Raw genomic sequence first — 15,048 nt, forward strand, 5'->3', positions numbered from 1 at the left:
GGAGATAGGGAGAGCAAAATGTATTGTCGGCAATGGTGATGATTTCGGAACCCGCTTCCGAAGCAACTTTGGTAACAGCCTGGATATCAACCAGGTTCAGCAGAGGATTACTGGGGGTTTCGATCCAGATGCCTTTTGTCTCCGGGGTGATGGCTGACTTGAGCGTTTCAATATCTCTCATTTTTACGAAGGAGAACTTGATGCCCCATTTTGTAAACACATCTGCAAACAAACGGTATGTCCCGCCATAAATGTCATCCCCGGCGATAATGTGATCGCCGGGTTTGAACAGGTGCATGACCAGCGTGATGGCAGCCATGCCCGTGGCCGTTGCGCGACAGGAGACCCCCCCCTCCAGTGCGGCGATGTTTTCTTCCATGGCACTTCGCGTAGGATTTCCACTTCGCGTGTAATCGAATCCTTTATGGCTTTCCAGACTGTCCCAGTAGAATGTCGATGTTGTGTAAATCGGAGTTGTACAGCTGTTAAAGGTAGTGTCTTTATCAACTCCGGTATGAACGCACTTGGTTTCAAAACGCATGGTAAACGATCCAATTATTTCATGATTGATTTAAGAATGACCCGGTGTCTGCCTGCAGCGCGGCTCCTTTTTCAAGAGACACCAGACACGATTTGGGGTTCTGCTCGATTTCTGTTTTAGTGAAGAATACAGTCACTGACTGTTGGTGACTACTGTTCTGATCAGAGAACTCAGCTCAAAGGTGATTGTGCATCATAACTCCAGGGATGCTGATTTCAAAACCCATGAACTGATAATGACTTGAAGCCTTCCTGGTATCCTCAACGTGCATCATCAAACAGCGGTGTAGACAAGTACCGTTCACCAGAGTCAGGGAGAACCACGACAATCGTTTTTCCCGCTGCTTCGGGGCGTTTGGCAATTTCCAGTGCGGCGTGCATTGCTGCGCCGCAGCTGATTCCACAGGTAATTCCTTCTTGTCGGGCAAGTTTTCCTGCCATCTCAAACGCCTCGTCATCAGTTACCTGAAAGACTTCATCAATCAGAGACGTGTCACAGTTTGCCGGGATAAACCCTGCTCCAATTCCCTGAATCTTATGCTTACCAGGTTCTCCTCCGGAAAGTACGGGACTGCTTGTTGGCTCCACGGCGACCGATTTCACTTTCAGCCCTTTTTCTTGTTTCAGAAATCGTGAAACACCAGTAATTGTCCCGCCTGTACCAACGCCCGCCACAAAGTAATCGACGTTTCCTTCAGTGTCATTAAAAATTTCCGGGCCTGTGGTCTTAAAGTGGATTTCCGGATTGGCGGGATTATTAAATTGCTGAGGCATGTAAAATTCCGGGCTGGCGGACAATTCTTCCGCTTTTTGGATTGCTCCTTTCATGCCGTCGGCGCCTGGCGTAAGCACCAGATTGGCACCGAAGCCTTTCAGCATTAAGCGACGTTCTACTGACATTGAGTCTGGCATTGTGAGCGTTAATTTATACCCACGTGCGGCACAAACGAACGAGAGTGCTATTCCGGTATTACCGCTGGTTGGTTCAACAACTTGCATCCCCGGTTTCAATTTGCCGCTTTTCTCAGCGTCCCAAATCATATTCGCACCGATACGGCACTTCACACTGTAAGCAGGATTGCGTCCTTCAATTTTGGCAAGGACCGTTGCTTTCAGCCCCTGAGTTAAATGGTTGATTTTAACCAGAGGAGTATTACCGATTGTTTCGGAGTTGTCGCTATAAATTGGCATGTCTCTTTCTTTCAATGACAGGAACTTCAAGACGAATTATCAAAATCGGATTTTTATAGGCCGAAATATTATCTTGTATTGCATAAACGCTTATGGGACTGGAATTTGACAGCCCTCACCAGATCGCCTGTATTATGTAAAATCGCTGAAAAAGTGGCAATCCCATTATTATTTAATGTTGTATTACCGGTGGATTTCAAAGCCGATTTGCTTCGATCCGTAGACTCTACTTTGCAGTCGGCGATACAGAACTTCTGCAATACAAAACACAGATCACGAACATCACGGTATTTCCGGAGCGATTCCAAGAAGTATTTAGCTTAATTCTGGGGAGAAAGGGAGCTTAAATGGCGATGAAGGACCGACTTTTTTATACCTGCCAGAAACTGATGAATCAGCAGGAATACTGACGAAGCCATCCTGTGTGACAGAGAATGGGCCAAATATTGAATTTTAATCGCGTTGTGAGGGATCGAGGCAGGCAGACCATTCCCAGCCAGTTGCTCTCAAAAAGAGAACAGGGACTGAAAATAAGGGATGATTTGTACTTGAAATGCCTGCAGGCTGAAATAACCAAAGAAAGCAGCTGCCCAGACCATAACCACAAATCGAAGAGGGCTGGTGCTGATACTGCGACTGAGAATTTTCGAGTTCATATACAACAAAATCAAGGAATAGAGAAACATCACGCCACCGTTCATGGCTGCTGAAGTCTCAATGAGAAATAAAGGCTGTTTGAACTGTGGGTCAATAGAGCCATATAACAGGATTGCAGAACCTAACAGAATCTCACTCCAGAGAAAGACATAATAAAGTTTGCTCAACGACCAGTGTTCATTGTCTCTCAGGTAATTCACTTTCAGGATATCCGCAGAGATCCGCGCGGTTGCGTCGAGAACGCCCAGTTCGGTCGTGAGTAGAATCGCGGCTCCCATCAAGAGAAAGAGCAACTTGAAGGTTCCACCGAGTCGGTTTTCAAGCAGGGTTGCCTGACCCCAGATAAAATTAAGACCGGAGCCAAACTGCGACACTCCCTCTATCAGTTGACCGTTTGCATCATAAAACAGGGAATAAGAAATCAGCGATAACAGAACCAGGCAAGTCAGACAGGTGAGAAAGAAACTGAAGAAGTGTTCGATATTGGCAGCCCGCCACCATTGTCGCCAGCGTTTTTGGTTTTCAGCAGTATGTTTAAAATGAAAACCGACTTCACTGACCGCCTCTTCCTGACCAGTGATCGGGCTGGTAATACGACCGATGTACTTGCCCATTCCGTAGCCTTTGTCTTTGATGAAGTTGCTTTGACCCAGATTCATGGTTCCGCCAGCACCGGCAAACGCTAACGCTCCCAGAAGAGCCATCGTTGATAATCCGCTGGATTCATCGGGCATCTTCCCGATATTCACCGCACCTTTGAGCATGGATGTAATGGCATAAGGTTCGATAAGATACACGCCCAGGATCACTGCGATGAGGAAGATCATTCCAACCAGGAAGATCTGGATTTTTTCAACAGTGTTATAGACCACCGGTCCGGTTGTTAAGACGATTCCGACCAGTAGTAATCCTGCAATTCCCAGAAACGTACTATATTTTGCCTCGTATTGCAGATCATAACCTTGATTGATTTTATCGAACAGTTCGTGAGATGGATCCTTGCTTTGATTACGAATGAATGTACTGCCCAAAGCGTCTCGCTCGGATTCATTCATAGGGCCGCGCCACTTCAATGTATGTGATTCAACTGAGTAAGCAACTTTGTCAGGTAGCCCTTCCAGTGAGAATTGCGAGGGCGTTGGTTCCACTTGAACGCTGGCAATCGTTTCCGGGCCAAAAAGAGTCCAACTCAACATGGTTCCCGCACCGGTTGCCCAGCCCGGCCACGCCCAGGGAATAATATTCAACAGCAGCATAATCCAGGCCCAGTTTTTGTTCAGACGGCAGAAACCGGTAATCGCACTTTCCCCTGTCACCAGGGTCCAGCGTTCAATTTCCATATTCATAAAAAACTGTGTCATCACACCTAGTACACAGGCCCAGAAGAAGATGAATCCGGTTTTATAAGTGATGTAAGGCCAGAGCACAAATTCCCCCGAACCAAGCGAGAGCCCTGCCAGCATAATGCTGGGACCAATCATTTTTCGCCAGGAAATCGCCGGTGGTAGATCCCGGTATTTAAGCGGAGGCAGAGATTGGTGTGGAATGACCTCATCAGGTACTTCTTCCTCGAGATCAGGCTGGCTTTGATCTGACATGGAAACGTCTTTCATGAACGGCGAGCGGAATTCAGAATGCGCTCATTCTAAGCTGAAAGTATTTAGCCCGCCACTCATTACAGGCCCAGATAAAAAAAGGAGTGCTGAATTACTTTACTCAAGATAGAGTGTCCGAAATTCAGTCTGAACTGAGTGGTTTGATCCAGGAAACCTGAGTGATCAAATGATTTAAAGAAGCAAATGAAATATGTGCATTCGTTGCATATTTGGGCGAGGAATTGGCTGGAAAAGTCGCTAGAGTGGCATCACCTACAAGAAAGACATTGAAATCGCGTGCGAGGTTTTCATAACCGGCGGTAGTTTTACAGAAGCACATATCTGTTGCATATCCTGTTAATAAAATATGACGAATGCCTTGTTTCTTCAAAAACAGTTTCAAAGGCTCATAACCTTCTCTGTCAAAGATTAGTACGTCCTCATCATGAACCGTGATGTCACTCGTGACCGGAACGGGGACATTCCAGAAGCCTTTGCCATTGAATCGATCACCTGCACTGAGACCCGAAAATTGCTTGAAATAATCGATTACAGGCAGTTCTTTGGACAATGTGAATTGAACAGGCAGTGACTCCCCTGCGTAGGATAGACTCATTAATTGTATTTTAAGATCTTTACGAGCCTGTTCACGTTCTGCTTTTGTAGGATTATAATCAAACGATCGATACAGTTTTTTTCTGACCGGATCAACTTCACCAATCAGGCTGTACATCACAAATGCGACGTTGTTTCTCATACGCTTGAGAAAGGGGTTGATCACTTCACGCGTGTGTCGCCCTGCCAAGTGATTCTTTTCAGGTGTGCAGAAGTCAGCGACTCCAGCCGGTTCTGGAGTTTTCCAGCCTTGACCATCATCGATCCCCCAGGGATGGACCATAATAACAGCGGTTTTGTCGGCTCGGATTTTATTGGGAATTTCGATGATACCACGCGCGTTATAGGAATATCTCCAGGACCTTATACTCAGATCGGCGTCATCATCATTGACTAATATAGGAGCTTCAAAACGACGGACCTCTTCAATCGGCTGAATAAACTCCGGGTAATCAGCCAGTAAAGGGGCCGGCTGATGCAACCTGTTCAAAGTGTTTTGATAAGTACGTATTTCATCATCAGCAAAACTGTTGTGAGGCTCTGCAGATACAAGGAGAACGAACATTAAACTGAAAATTATGAAACGGGTGCCTTTCATCTTTCGTGTAGCTCCTTTGTGAATAGCATTTTTTTAAAACAGAAAATCAGTGTTGATTTTTGCTCACTCGTTTTGCGATATCGCTTAAGCCAACTATTTCCACGCGGTCTCCGGCTTGATTGACCAGATCACAAATTAACTTGATTGTTGCAAACTTGGGGTCTTCAACATACATAATGGAAGGGTGGCACAGAAAATCAAAAACCCCACCCTGCTCGATCGCCTGTTCAATACAAAGTTCAACAGACTTGAGAAAGTGATTGAGTTTCCAGTAACTGGTACGAAAGGCACCGACATCACTGATGGGGCTCATGGGAATTTCAATCAGCCCAGTCGGATAAAGATAGGGTTGAGCTGCTTGCTGGGCTTCTAAGATGGAGTCAAAAATATCTTGTGTTGGTTCTTCTTTGGGACGACTGTATTCGTGTTTGGGATACTTGGAACTGACCCATTTAAAGCCTTCAGCCAATAACATTTTTTGCAGATCTTCCCGCTGATTCAGCCCATCACTTGACCCACCGGGTGTTCTAAAACCATCGGGTACGATCTCCAGACGCTGCTTCATTGCTTCGGTGGTCATACGGATATTTTGGCGAATAATCTGCTCTGTTGATTTGTCTCCGAGTAACCAGGGAGAACGTTGAAAACGAAATTGTGTTTGTTGTGGTTGTGTTGCCCATACGTTGACATGGTCGTAGGTGTGATTACCGACAGGATGCCCCAACTTTGATATTTTTTTGAGCCAGCTGACATTTTTTTGTTCTAAAACACGTCCCACACAAAAAAAGTGAATAGTCCCCCCTGATTCTTTTGCAATCTCGGCTGCTTTGAGTGAATAGTCTTTTGTTTCCTGATTCAAATTTCCTTTTTGAAAATCCCACTCCAGTATCTTCCTCTGCGGATACTGGCGACTCATTTCTAAATCAAAGGTGATTGCAATTTGTGCTTTTTTCTGCGAGGGGTGATCAGCAGATCGTGCAAATGGTGTCCGTATCCCCAAAGTGGAAGCCGTCAAAGCAGCCATGAATGAGCGGCGTGAGAGCATAGCGTTTATTTTTTTCATCAAGTTTTTCTTCGAAGTTCTAAGTGAATTTCAGAGGAGAGAACAAAGCCTGACTGTACTAGTTTTAGCTGATTATATAAAAGAATGTGGATGTTTCATCTGGATTCTCTGAATGTCATGGTGAAATACGTGATTTGTGTTAATAAACACTATAAAACAGGGCAAATTCATCAAATGTTTGACCGATTGAACTCAAGAAAAAAAACAAGATGTATATTGCTTTGTTCACTCGGAGATGTTAGAATCATTTTGATTGTTTTGGAGTGGTGTGACCACGATTCCATATCTGCCTGGGGGCAGCCGCGTAGTGACCGCTGTAGGTGTCGCTGAGTTTTTTTACCGCGTTGTTTCTTTCCCAAACCATATGATTGTTGGAGTCATTTGTCTCCGATTGAATCAGCTGTTCGATTTCACTGGATAATACTGAACTGCGTAAAACGTACGCGCTTCCTGTTGGGTTTTGAAAAACCGCGTTGTAAAAAAACTGTTAAGGTTTGATCTCATGACGGAATCAAACAAATATATCGAGTCAGATAAATTTGCATTTGACCTCGTTGCAAACCTGGTACGATCGCCGGGAGCATTTCCACAAACTGGAAAATTCAGTAGTAAGATTTGGGCACAACTTTTTGGGATGACAGAAAAAAACTTCAAGGAACTTTTAAAAGAGTCTGGAGTCCCTTATTTTAAATTTGGCAGCAATGTTATCGTTGATGCACAAGAATTTTGGACAAGTCAGAAGCAGAAGGAAGTCTAAAATAGCTTCGTTTGCAGTATTGAATTCGTCGTATTAGCAATCTCGTTCTTTGTGTTCGGTGATGGGTTAAAGTTAGTGCTTTTATTCATAAAACATGGTCTGGCGCTCAGGGCATGTTGTGAATAATTTCCTCCCTTTCCAGTAATGAACGCACCTATCGCAGCAATAATGTCAGTAACAAGAAGCTCATTTCAGCTTAGTATTGGACATGCATGTCTTAAACAATTCAGACTTAAAGGTGGCTTTTTTGTTTTCAGGGGATTACTACGGTGTATGGGACATTCATGGGAAAGTCGTTCTTTTGCAAAGCAGGATTTAGTATTCAGAACTCGCTGATAATAAACAATTTTATTAGTTTTATGAGTGGATAATCTGTATTTACGATACAGGCAAAAACCTTGAAATGCCGATCTTGATACCTGATTAAATAAACGATTGAAATTAATAATTTATAGTTTGGAATTTGTTAGCTTCCCTGCCATCTCCTTGGGATTGAATAGCGATACAGCAAATATTCCTCAAGATCCGGGGCTGATTTATGAAAGTTCTTGTCGTCGATGATATAGGGTATTCGTGTCACTATTATGCGCGGTTAGTGGAGAAAATAGGCTTCACTGCAACTATGGCATCATCTGGATTTGAAGCGTTGAAGTATCTGCAAACAGATAACGAAATCCATGTCGTCCTGACTGATTTGGTGATGAGCGGCATGGATGGGGTCGACTTATTCCAGAAGGCACAACGAGTCGAACGCTATTCTGATCGTGGTGCCGTTCCTCCCCCTCAATTTATTTTGATGACGGCGGTCAGGCCTGAAAAAAATTCTCAAGATCGAAATATACAGAGGATTCAACTTGCGAGTGAACTTGGCTTTGCCAGAATTATGTTTAAGCCACTCGATCAAAATGAATTGAAACAGGAATTGCATGACATGTCGTTAAATGTCATTCATGCCTCTACAAGTGAAACGCCCCTTGATTTATATTCTCCTACACAGAAACTCAGACAGTCGGTGAGGGAGATTCTTAAAGCTGACAACAAGGCAGCGGCGTCTGAATTCTTGAAAATCCTCCTGGAAGAGATTGCCAACCTGAAGAAATACTTAAAAACGGCCTGACGAAGGTTCTCTTGCCGTAATAACCTGGAGTAAAATATTCATCTGAGTCAATGACTTTTAACGATCGATTGATTCTCCCGTTTATTATTTCCCTTGGTTGTGAATTTGTAAGTAAGAGCTATGGCAAAATGTGATCAGGGATATCTCTGCATAGTCTGTGGTCAGGAAGTGGAGAATATCGAAGATAGTGGCCTCTATCTGCGCTACATTATCGGCGAAGTAAACGAGGATGAATTACAATTACAGCCTGAGCACCATATTAGATGTAATCCTGCAATGGCCCAATTCATTGTCGATGATCATTTTAATCCGGTGATTTTAGAGGGACCGTTTGATAAGCGCGAGCTTGATGCATCTGAGGTCCTTCTTAGAGAGCAATTAGTAACCAGTGGCTGGAAACGGTTATGCGAAGTTAAAAGCAAGCAACTCGCGATCAGTGAATTCCCATTAAAGTTTCAATAAAAAATAATAGCTAACAGACGTTTTTTCCTGAGACCTGTTTGATTCCTTTCCTGCATTAAGTGATCCCCAAGCACCTGTCGTTCTGAGCAACGGCAGGTGCTTTTTTTGTGCAATTTCAGATTGTACCACTCACGCCATTCGCGACTATTAACACCCACAGAGATCAATTCCTTCTTCTGATTTAACAGGGATCATAATGCCTGAAACAGCTCGTAAAGGAATATTCATTCCAGCGTGGGTGATTGCTTGTGTTTTCTCTCCCATCATTGCTGGTGGAGTGGGAGCCATCACCTGGACAGCGAAAACTTTAATCGAACATAGTCATCAACTTATCGAAATTGATGAAAAATTGGATGCCAACAAGGAATTACTTATTGAAATGGTCAATTCGCATGAGAGACGAATTAGCCGTATCGAAGACAGAGTCTTCGGGGGAAAATGATGAATCAATTCACAGTCGGTGATCTCCCTGAAAAGCTTGTGGAAGTCATGGAAGGACCAGCACCTCCCGACTATTTTATTTCGAATGGATGCAGTTATTCTCCCGACCAGTGGGGAGGCGTTGATATCAGACCTGCTTGCCACTGGCATGATTTTGCCTATGCAAAAGGGGGGTGCAAAAAAGATCGTCAACGAGCAGACGAGGCATTTTATCGGAATTTGAGACGCTGTGATCTGGGGAAGTTTATGGCAAACGTCTATTTTCGACGCGTGAGGCTGTTTGGGGTGGCTGCTTTTAATTGGGCAGAGGGAAAGGTTCCGACTAACCTTTGGCACTATTGGCTTTTGTTTTGGGATCGGTATATCAAATGGTAAAAACACTCACAACTCTACTTGTCCTCCTGATGGCTTCCGTTGTGCAGGCTCAAGCACTTGTGGTCCGAGTGACCGAATCCGAATGCACACAAACCGGATGCCGTCAGATTATCGGAACCGGAGCTTGTGCCTATGTCGGCAACATCGAAGACCGATCAGTTTACATCACAGCAGCTCATAACGTGTTACAGGCTAAAACTATCCATGTTGGCTATGGCGGGCAATGGTGGGGGGCCAGAGTCGTTCACAAGCGATACGAGAACGACATTGACTACGCCATTATCGAAACTCAGAAGATCAGCGCCACAAAGTGCTTTACTCTTGCAGGGAGCCAACCATCAAACGGCGTTGAAGCGGTCGCCTACGGGTATTCAAACGGCGTTTACGACATGCGTTCGCTACGGGCAACCATTCGCGTGAACCGTAGCGGGCGGTACTTCTCCAAGATCGTCGCCAAGGGGGATTCAGGCGGGCCGATTCTGGTGAATGGTCAAGTGGTCGGCATTATCAAGGGGCATGACTATTCAAACACGATTTACACGGATGGCGTTTTAATCCGTCAGCAGCTAATCGATCAGTATGGCAGACTTCCAGACTGTCGCTGTAAACCGCCTGTGATCGTTGTAGAAGGAGAACCAGCAAAACCCAGACCAGCCGACGACAGCAAGCAGATAGCTGCCTTAGAGGATAAACTATCGAAGCTCAAAGCTGAGATTGACAAACTGAATAAAACGCAGATTCCCGTATGGATCATCGGCGCAGACGGTGAATCAGTCGCAAAGCAAACGTACCCGCTTGGTGATCCTATCAAGCTTCGTTTTAAGGCCGTTAAACAAAGTGAGGCTAAGTAATGCCAGACGGCGATATTTTGGATGTTGAAATTCCCATTGATGGGGAAGGAGAAAAGGAGATGGCTGTGGACTTATCTGACAATGTTGCCAATCACATGCTGACGCAGCTCATGCAATCGGGGACCGTTGCTCAAAACAACTTTATCACCGTTGCAAAGGTGGTTGACTACGATTACCTCGAAAACAAACGCATGGTGACCCTGGACGAAGCCGTTGGTATTCGTGAAGTCGCCAGCAAAAACGTTCCTGCCGGGCCAACCTCAACCTAATGAGTGGCCCATTAGAAGATCTGATCAGGCAGAGCAATGATTTTCATGCTCAAATGATTGCCGACAACAATGAGCTAGACCGGGCGTTCCAGAGCGGGACGTTCGGCAAGCTCGTTCATTCATGGGGGAATGAGGATGGTGGAAGCGACGACAACGGAGCAGGAGACTCCCTTGAATTGGAAGGAAAAAATAGCTCAAACGTGGTGGAAGGTGAAAGTGGGGGAACGGGCGGAAGGACTGAGACAAACGGTCAAACGGTTTGACAACGTGAATTCGCTGGTAATGTCGACCCGCGAAAAACTGCTCGGTAAAGATGTCGTTGACAACAACCGGCCAGAGGGCGAGGAAATGCACATCGGAGACGACAACAGCGTGATTCACCAGTACATGCCAGCAAGCGGAAATTCGGCTGGAACGCTGGCAAAACTGGCGTTGGCAGCGGGATTGATAACTACAGGAATCGGAGTACCTGCGGGCGGTTATCTGATCTGGGACGCGTTGAAGAACAAGCCAACTCCAGCAAATGAAACTGTGTTTCCCCCAGATCATGACACGTTGTTTGATTTAGAGCTTGTGAAATAGAGGCAAGCTATTCTGATTCAGTTTGAGCACAGATGCCTGTATGCACCTCATGACAATCATCGAATTCTTTTTAGAATGAATATTGAAAGTCGTTTTGAGATCGAAATTTCCAGATTTGAAAAGGAGTATGACATGCCTCATTTTATTGTTTACCTTGCCCAGGAAAATAATCAACGCCCTGTAAAACGACTTGATCGGGAAGCACAAACACACGTCTTAGCGGCAAAAATGGTTGAAGCCGAGTTTCCTGATCTTGTTGTCAGTTCAGTGCTGGTGAAGCACGAACCCATTTCTTCTTGTGCCCGGTGTGGTGCACCCATTTTCAAAGGCGATTATCACAAAGATCAGATCCGTCAACGTTATGGATCAAATCGTTGCCTGGATTGTCTGTAAATTCTTTTTAAGTTGAGTAAATATGCAATTAAAAGACCGCATAAAAAGTCTTAGACGAATCAAGGCTTCACAACTCAAACGCAATGTGAAAAACTGGCGGCGTCACAATGAACCACAGGAAACCGCATTACGAGCGATCCTGAAAGAAGTGGGATTCGCTTCAGCTTGTCTGGTTCGAGATTGTAAGGATGGAACGTTCGAATTGATTGATGGTCATTTACGAGCGGATATCGCCGAAGAGGAACAAGTTCCCTGCCTGATTCTGGATGTGACGAAAGCAGAAGCAGATAAAATTCTGGCGACATTCGATTTTGTCACAACAATGGCGAGTACTGATCAGATCGCTTTGAATAATCTGATCACTTCGATATCTGTGGATTCTACGGATCTGCAGGAGCTACTGAATTCTCGACTGACTGATGGTTCAGAGCTGGAAAATATTTTCGAAGGTGAAGACGAATCGCATTTGTTGGTGGACTCTTTCAATGTACTGATAGATTGCAAAGATGAATCCGAGCAAGTTGCGCTCTTAAAGCGATTCAAAAAAGAGGGATTTAAATGTCGCGCGTGGATATCATAAAGGAGTCTCATGTAATCCGCAGTCCCCGTGTGATTCAACTGGAGGGAATGTTTGATCTCCCTGCGGAAAAGAAAAGTCGAATTGAGTGGTCGGCAGATCTCCCCGTTGAAGAGCATGCTTGGCATATTGGTTTGATTGTTGGCCCATCCGGATGTGGAAAAACCACTATCGCCAGAGAACTGTTTCGAAATAATTTTATCGACGGATTTGAATGGTTTCAAAAGAAAAGCATTATTGATTCCTTTCCCCAGGCAATGGGAATTAAAGAAATCACTGCCCTGCTCTCCTCGGTAGGTTTCTCTTCGCCTCCGGGCTGGTTGAAGCCTTATCATGTTCTTTCGAATGGTGAGCAGTTCCGCGTGACGATTGCGAGAGCTTTGGCAGAGCAGAATGAACTAGTTGTTATCGATGAGTTTTCTTCGGTGGTTGACCGCACTGTTGCCCAGATTGGCAGTTGTGCCATTGCGAAAACAGTACGGAAGCGAGATCAGAAATTTATCGCGGTAACTTGTCACTACGACATTCTTGACTGGATCGATCCCGATTGGATTTACCAGCCATCAACAAATGATTTTCAATGGAGGTGTGAAAGGCAATCGCGGCCCCCAGTCTCTCTCGAAATTATTAACGTGCATCGAAGTGCGTGGGAACTATTCCGGAAACATCACTATTTAGATTCCACGTTACAGAAATCCGCGAATTGCTTTATGGCTTTAGCTGATGGACAGCCGGCGGCTTTCACCGCGGTGATCCATTTTCCGCACAAAACGGCCTCTTCTTTTCGAGAGCATCGAACAGTTTGTCTTCCGGATTTTCAAGGAATTGGCATAGGCAATGCGCTGAGCGAATATGTGGCTTCGCTTTATTGTTGTAAGAAGCCATATACCAGTGTCACCGGGCATCCTGCCATGATCCGTCATCGGGCGAAATCAAAATTCTGGAAAATGACTCGCAAACCATCTTCTGTGCAACGTCAATGCGGGTTAGAACGAAAAGGCAAACGTCGAATTTCTTCCAGCCGTGGAAGAATCACTGCCAGCTTCCGCTATGTAGGGCCAGAACGAAGACAAGAGGCAAAGGGGTTTGGCCTGATTTGAACAGGATGAAAATCATCTTGGCGAATTGTTACCAGGCGGCACAACGTTTCCATGCAGTATGGCTTCGAAAGGCTTCCGCAGCGGAAACTCCCGATTGGGCACCGCGGGTCGCACATTGCTGGAGCATCAGGTCTTGTAGAGGAGAGAAACTGGCATCTGTGCCGCGTTGTAGCTGGCTTTGATGGCAATTGAGCATCGCCAGTTTGATATCAACGAATTTGCTGACATCAATATAAAAATGGGGCTCAAATTGCGTCATGTTGACGGTATCCAGCCACCAGAGAACAGGTGGTTTATTTAATGCAGATGACTGCGTTTGATTGCCGGCGGAGGCGCTAAACCAGGTCGCCGCTTCAGTGATGACAGAGGCAGCACGGTGGTCGGCGTGATAGTCTGATTGTGAGTGTGCCAACACAAGTGTCGGAGAAAACTGGCGAATGACTTCTGTCAGAATGAGACGTTGTTCTACGCTGTCAAACAGAACGCCATCCGGACTCTCGCCAAAGAAGAGATCCGCACCGAGTAATTTTGCAGCCGATTGCATTTCCTGCTGTCGGACTTCAGTCAGGTTGTGAATGGGAGGTTTCGGCTGCCCTTTATCCCCCTGGCAGAGCACGCAAATTCCAATCGTAGCACCTTCGGAATGAGCCCGCGCCAATGTCCCCGCGCATAATAGTTCTGCATCATCAGGATGGGCTACCACTGCGAGAATGCGTTCTTGTTGGAAGTTTAATTTCATGGTGCGAAAAAATTCTACAGAGAGATCGGTGAGTTCAAATTAACGCAGACGAATGTCGGGGAGTTCAGCAACATATTCAGCTACGGTCAAATTGACATCAGGGTGTGTTCGTAACAGTGAAGCCGGGCAGGCACTGGTGACAGGACCATGCAGGACTCTGCGAATGACTGAACTTTGCCAGATACGATTACAGTAGAAATGTTGTTCTCTTGCTCCCAGAATTTCTTTCATGCCTATGGTAACAGCCCGCCAGGGAATTATAGAAATTTCGCCGCCGACTGTCACGGAGTTGATGGTTCTTGTTTCCCGAGTTAAATCCAGATTACGAGTGGGTAACTGCGCGAATGATTCAGCGGAAATATTTTGTTCCGGTTCAGGTGGTTCATTAAAGGCGATATGCCCATTGATGCCAATTCCCCCAAAGCAGGCATCAACACCTCCCCGTTGATTTATCAAACGTTGAATGGCACTTACGTTGTTCGGATCCGGGCAGATACGGTTTTCTGGCAAAGGCGCCAACTCCGGATTCAATAAATCATAGAATTTTCGATTCATGTAACCTCGAAAACTGAGGGGATGCGAAATATCAACCCATTGATCGTCGTCGGTCAGATACTCGTCCATATTGATCAGCATGACATCCCGGAGAGAGTAGCGCCGTGCGTTCAATAAATCAGCCAGAATAGGGTACTGATCGACTGGACCGACGGGAACGATTAATGTTGCAGGATGCCCTTTTTGTTCAGCGGCAACTATTACCTGCAGCATCGCCAATGCCATATGTTGGGCGACATCCGGCATATCTTTCACGACAGTTAGCTTAACTGCTGTTTCTGTGGCTAAGGTGTCGCGGGTGATTTTAAGATAATCGGGAAATTGAGCTGTCATAGTGCTGAGTGTACTTTTACTTCGAGGCAGGATTCTATTCCATCATACAGATCGTGATGAAAGCTTCATAATATAGCATAATACAAATTGCCAGCGTGGAATATTCAAAACGGATGAACTTATAATACAGGCATTGATCCGCAACCGGTCGAGGTCAGTAAATTCAGTCCAAATATTAATGTAACGATTTTTAAGGCGGGCGTGATCCCAATTCCGTTGAACACTATGCTAACGACAG

Annotated in this window: 18 protein-coding genes; 11 read left to right on the top strand and 7 right to left on the bottom strand. The window is 45.4% G+C overall.

Annotation, left to right across the window (positions count from 1 at the left end; translation table 11 throughout):
* The 5 genes from Q0294_RS15820 to Q0294_RS15840 all read right to left on the bottom strand — a co-directional run.
* Positions 1-541, bottom strand: a 541-nt coding sequence (locus Q0294_RS15820; protein ID WP_299467381.1) for an aminotransferase class I/II-fold pyridoxal phosphate-dependent enzyme, incomplete at its 3' end; no start/stop codon positions are given.
* Positions 542-801: 260 nt separating this feature from the next.
* Complete coding sequence (gene cysK, locus Q0294_RS15825) at positions 802-1,731, bottom strand: cysteine synthase A (RefSeq protein ID WP_299467383.1); 930 nt, start codon at positions 1,729-1,731, stop codon at positions 802-804.
* Between the two features lie 506 nt (positions 1,732-2,237).
* Complete coding sequence (locus tag Q0294_RS15830; protein WP_299467385.1) at positions 2,238-3,986, bottom strand: Nramp family divalent metal transporter; 1,749 nt, start codon at positions 3,984-3,986, stop codon at positions 2,238-2,240.
* Positions 3,987-4,125: 139 nt separating this feature from the next.
* On the bottom strand, positions 4,126-5,196 hold the full coding sequence (locus Q0294_RS15835) for an isochorismatase family protein (RefSeq protein WP_299467387.1): 1,071 nt from the start codon (positions 5,194-5,196) through the stop codon (positions 4,126-4,128).
* A 46-nt stretch (positions 5,197-5,242) separates the two neighbouring features.
* Positions 5,243-6,259: a polysaccharide deacetylase family protein gene (locus Q0294_RS15840; protein WP_299467389.1), complete on the bottom strand. Its 1,017-nt coding sequence runs from the start codon at positions 6,257-6,259 to the stop codon at positions 5,243-5,245.
* 502 nt (positions 6,260-6,761) lie between these two features.
* Between Q0294_RS15840 and Q0294_RS15845 the strand changes: the two genes are divergently transcribed.
* The 11 genes from Q0294_RS15845 (at position 6,762) to Q0294_RS15895 (ending at position 13,183) form a co-directional block, all read left to right on the top strand.
* On the top strand, positions 6,762-7,016 hold the full coding sequence (locus Q0294_RS15845) for a hypothetical protein (protein ID WP_299467391.1): 255 nt from the start codon (positions 6,762-6,764) through the stop codon (positions 7,014-7,016).
* A 538-nt stretch (positions 7,017-7,554) separates the two neighbouring features.
* A complete protein-coding gene (locus Q0294_RS15850; protein ID WP_299467393.1) occupies positions 7,555-8,133 on the top strand; it encodes a response regulator in 579 nt (192 codons plus the stop codon).
* 168 nt (positions 8,134-8,301) lie between these two features.
* Complete coding sequence (locus tag Q0294_RS15855) at positions 8,302-8,595, top strand: hypothetical protein (protein ID WP_299467395.1); 294 nt, start codon at positions 8,302-8,304, stop codon at positions 8,593-8,595.
* A gap of 196 nt (positions 8,596-8,791) precedes the next feature.
* On the top strand, positions 8,792-9,037 hold the full coding sequence (locus tag Q0294_RS15860; RefSeq protein WP_299467397.1) for a hypothetical protein: 246 nt from the start codon (positions 8,792-8,794) through the stop codon (positions 9,035-9,037).
* Positions 9,037-9,411 carry a hypothetical protein gene (locus Q0294_RS15865; protein WP_299467399.1) on the top strand — a complete coding sequence of 125 codons (375 nt, stop codon included), beginning with the start codon at positions 9,037-9,039 and terminating at the stop codon, positions 9,409-9,411. Before Q0294_RS15860 ends, Q0294_RS15865 begins: the two co-directional genes overlap by 1 nt.
* Positions 9,405-10,262 (top strand): hypothetical protein, encoded by an 858-nt coding sequence (locus Q0294_RS15870; RefSeq protein WP_299467402.1) that lies wholly within the window; start codon positions 9,405-9,407, stop codon positions 10,260-10,262. Before Q0294_RS15865 ends, Q0294_RS15870 begins: the two co-directional genes overlap by 7 nt.
* Positions 10,262-10,531, top strand: a complete 270-nt coding sequence (locus Q0294_RS15875; RefSeq protein WP_299467404.1) for a hypothetical protein — start codon at positions 10,262-10,264, stop codon at positions 10,529-10,531. The genes Q0294_RS15870 and Q0294_RS15875 overlap by 1 nt, the downstream gene beginning before the upstream one ends.
* Positions 10,532-10,666: 135 nt before the next feature.
* Positions 10,667-11,113 carry a hypothetical protein gene (locus Q0294_RS15880; protein ID WP_299467406.1) on the top strand — a complete coding sequence of 149 codons (447 nt, stop codon included), beginning with the start codon at positions 10,667-10,669 and terminating at the stop codon, positions 11,111-11,113.
* A gap of 132 nt (positions 11,114-11,245) precedes the next feature.
* A complete protein-coding gene (locus Q0294_RS15885; RefSeq protein WP_299467408.1) occupies positions 11,246-11,506 on the top strand; it encodes a hypothetical protein in 261 nt (86 codons plus the stop codon).
* 22 nt (positions 11,507-11,528) lie between these two features.
* Entirely contained in the window at positions 11,529-12,086 is a 558-nt protein-coding gene (locus tag Q0294_RS15890) for a ParB N-terminal domain-containing protein (RefSeq protein WP_299467410.1), read from the top strand.
* 29 nt (positions 12,087-12,115) lie between these two features.
* Positions 12,116-13,183: an AAA family ATPase gene (locus tag Q0294_RS15895; protein WP_299467412.1), complete on the top strand. Its 1,068-nt coding sequence runs from the start codon at positions 12,116-12,118 to the stop codon at positions 13,181-13,183.
* A 28-nt stretch (positions 13,184-13,211) separates the two neighbouring features.
* Here the strand turns inward: Q0294_RS15895 and Q0294_RS15900 are convergent, their stop codons facing one another.
* Both Q0294_RS15900 and Q0294_RS15905 read right to left on the bottom strand, forming a co-directional pair.
* Positions 13,212-13,922: a PIG-L family deacetylase gene (locus Q0294_RS15900; RefSeq protein ID WP_299467414.1), complete on the bottom strand. Its 711-nt coding sequence runs from the start codon at positions 13,920-13,922 to the stop codon at positions 13,212-13,214.
* Positions 13,923-13,961: 39 nt separating this feature from the next.
* Entirely contained in the window at positions 13,962-14,810 is an 849-nt protein-coding gene (locus Q0294_RS15905) for a glucosamine-6-phosphate isomerase (RefSeq protein ID WP_299467416.1), read from the bottom strand.
* Positions 14,811-15,048 lie beyond the last annotated feature (238 nt).

The organism is uncultured Gimesia sp. (genome assembly GCF_937919775.1).
In the GTDB taxonomy this organism is placed as follows: domain Bacteria; phylum Planctomycetota; class Planctomycetia; order Planctomycetales; family Planctomycetaceae; genus Gimesia.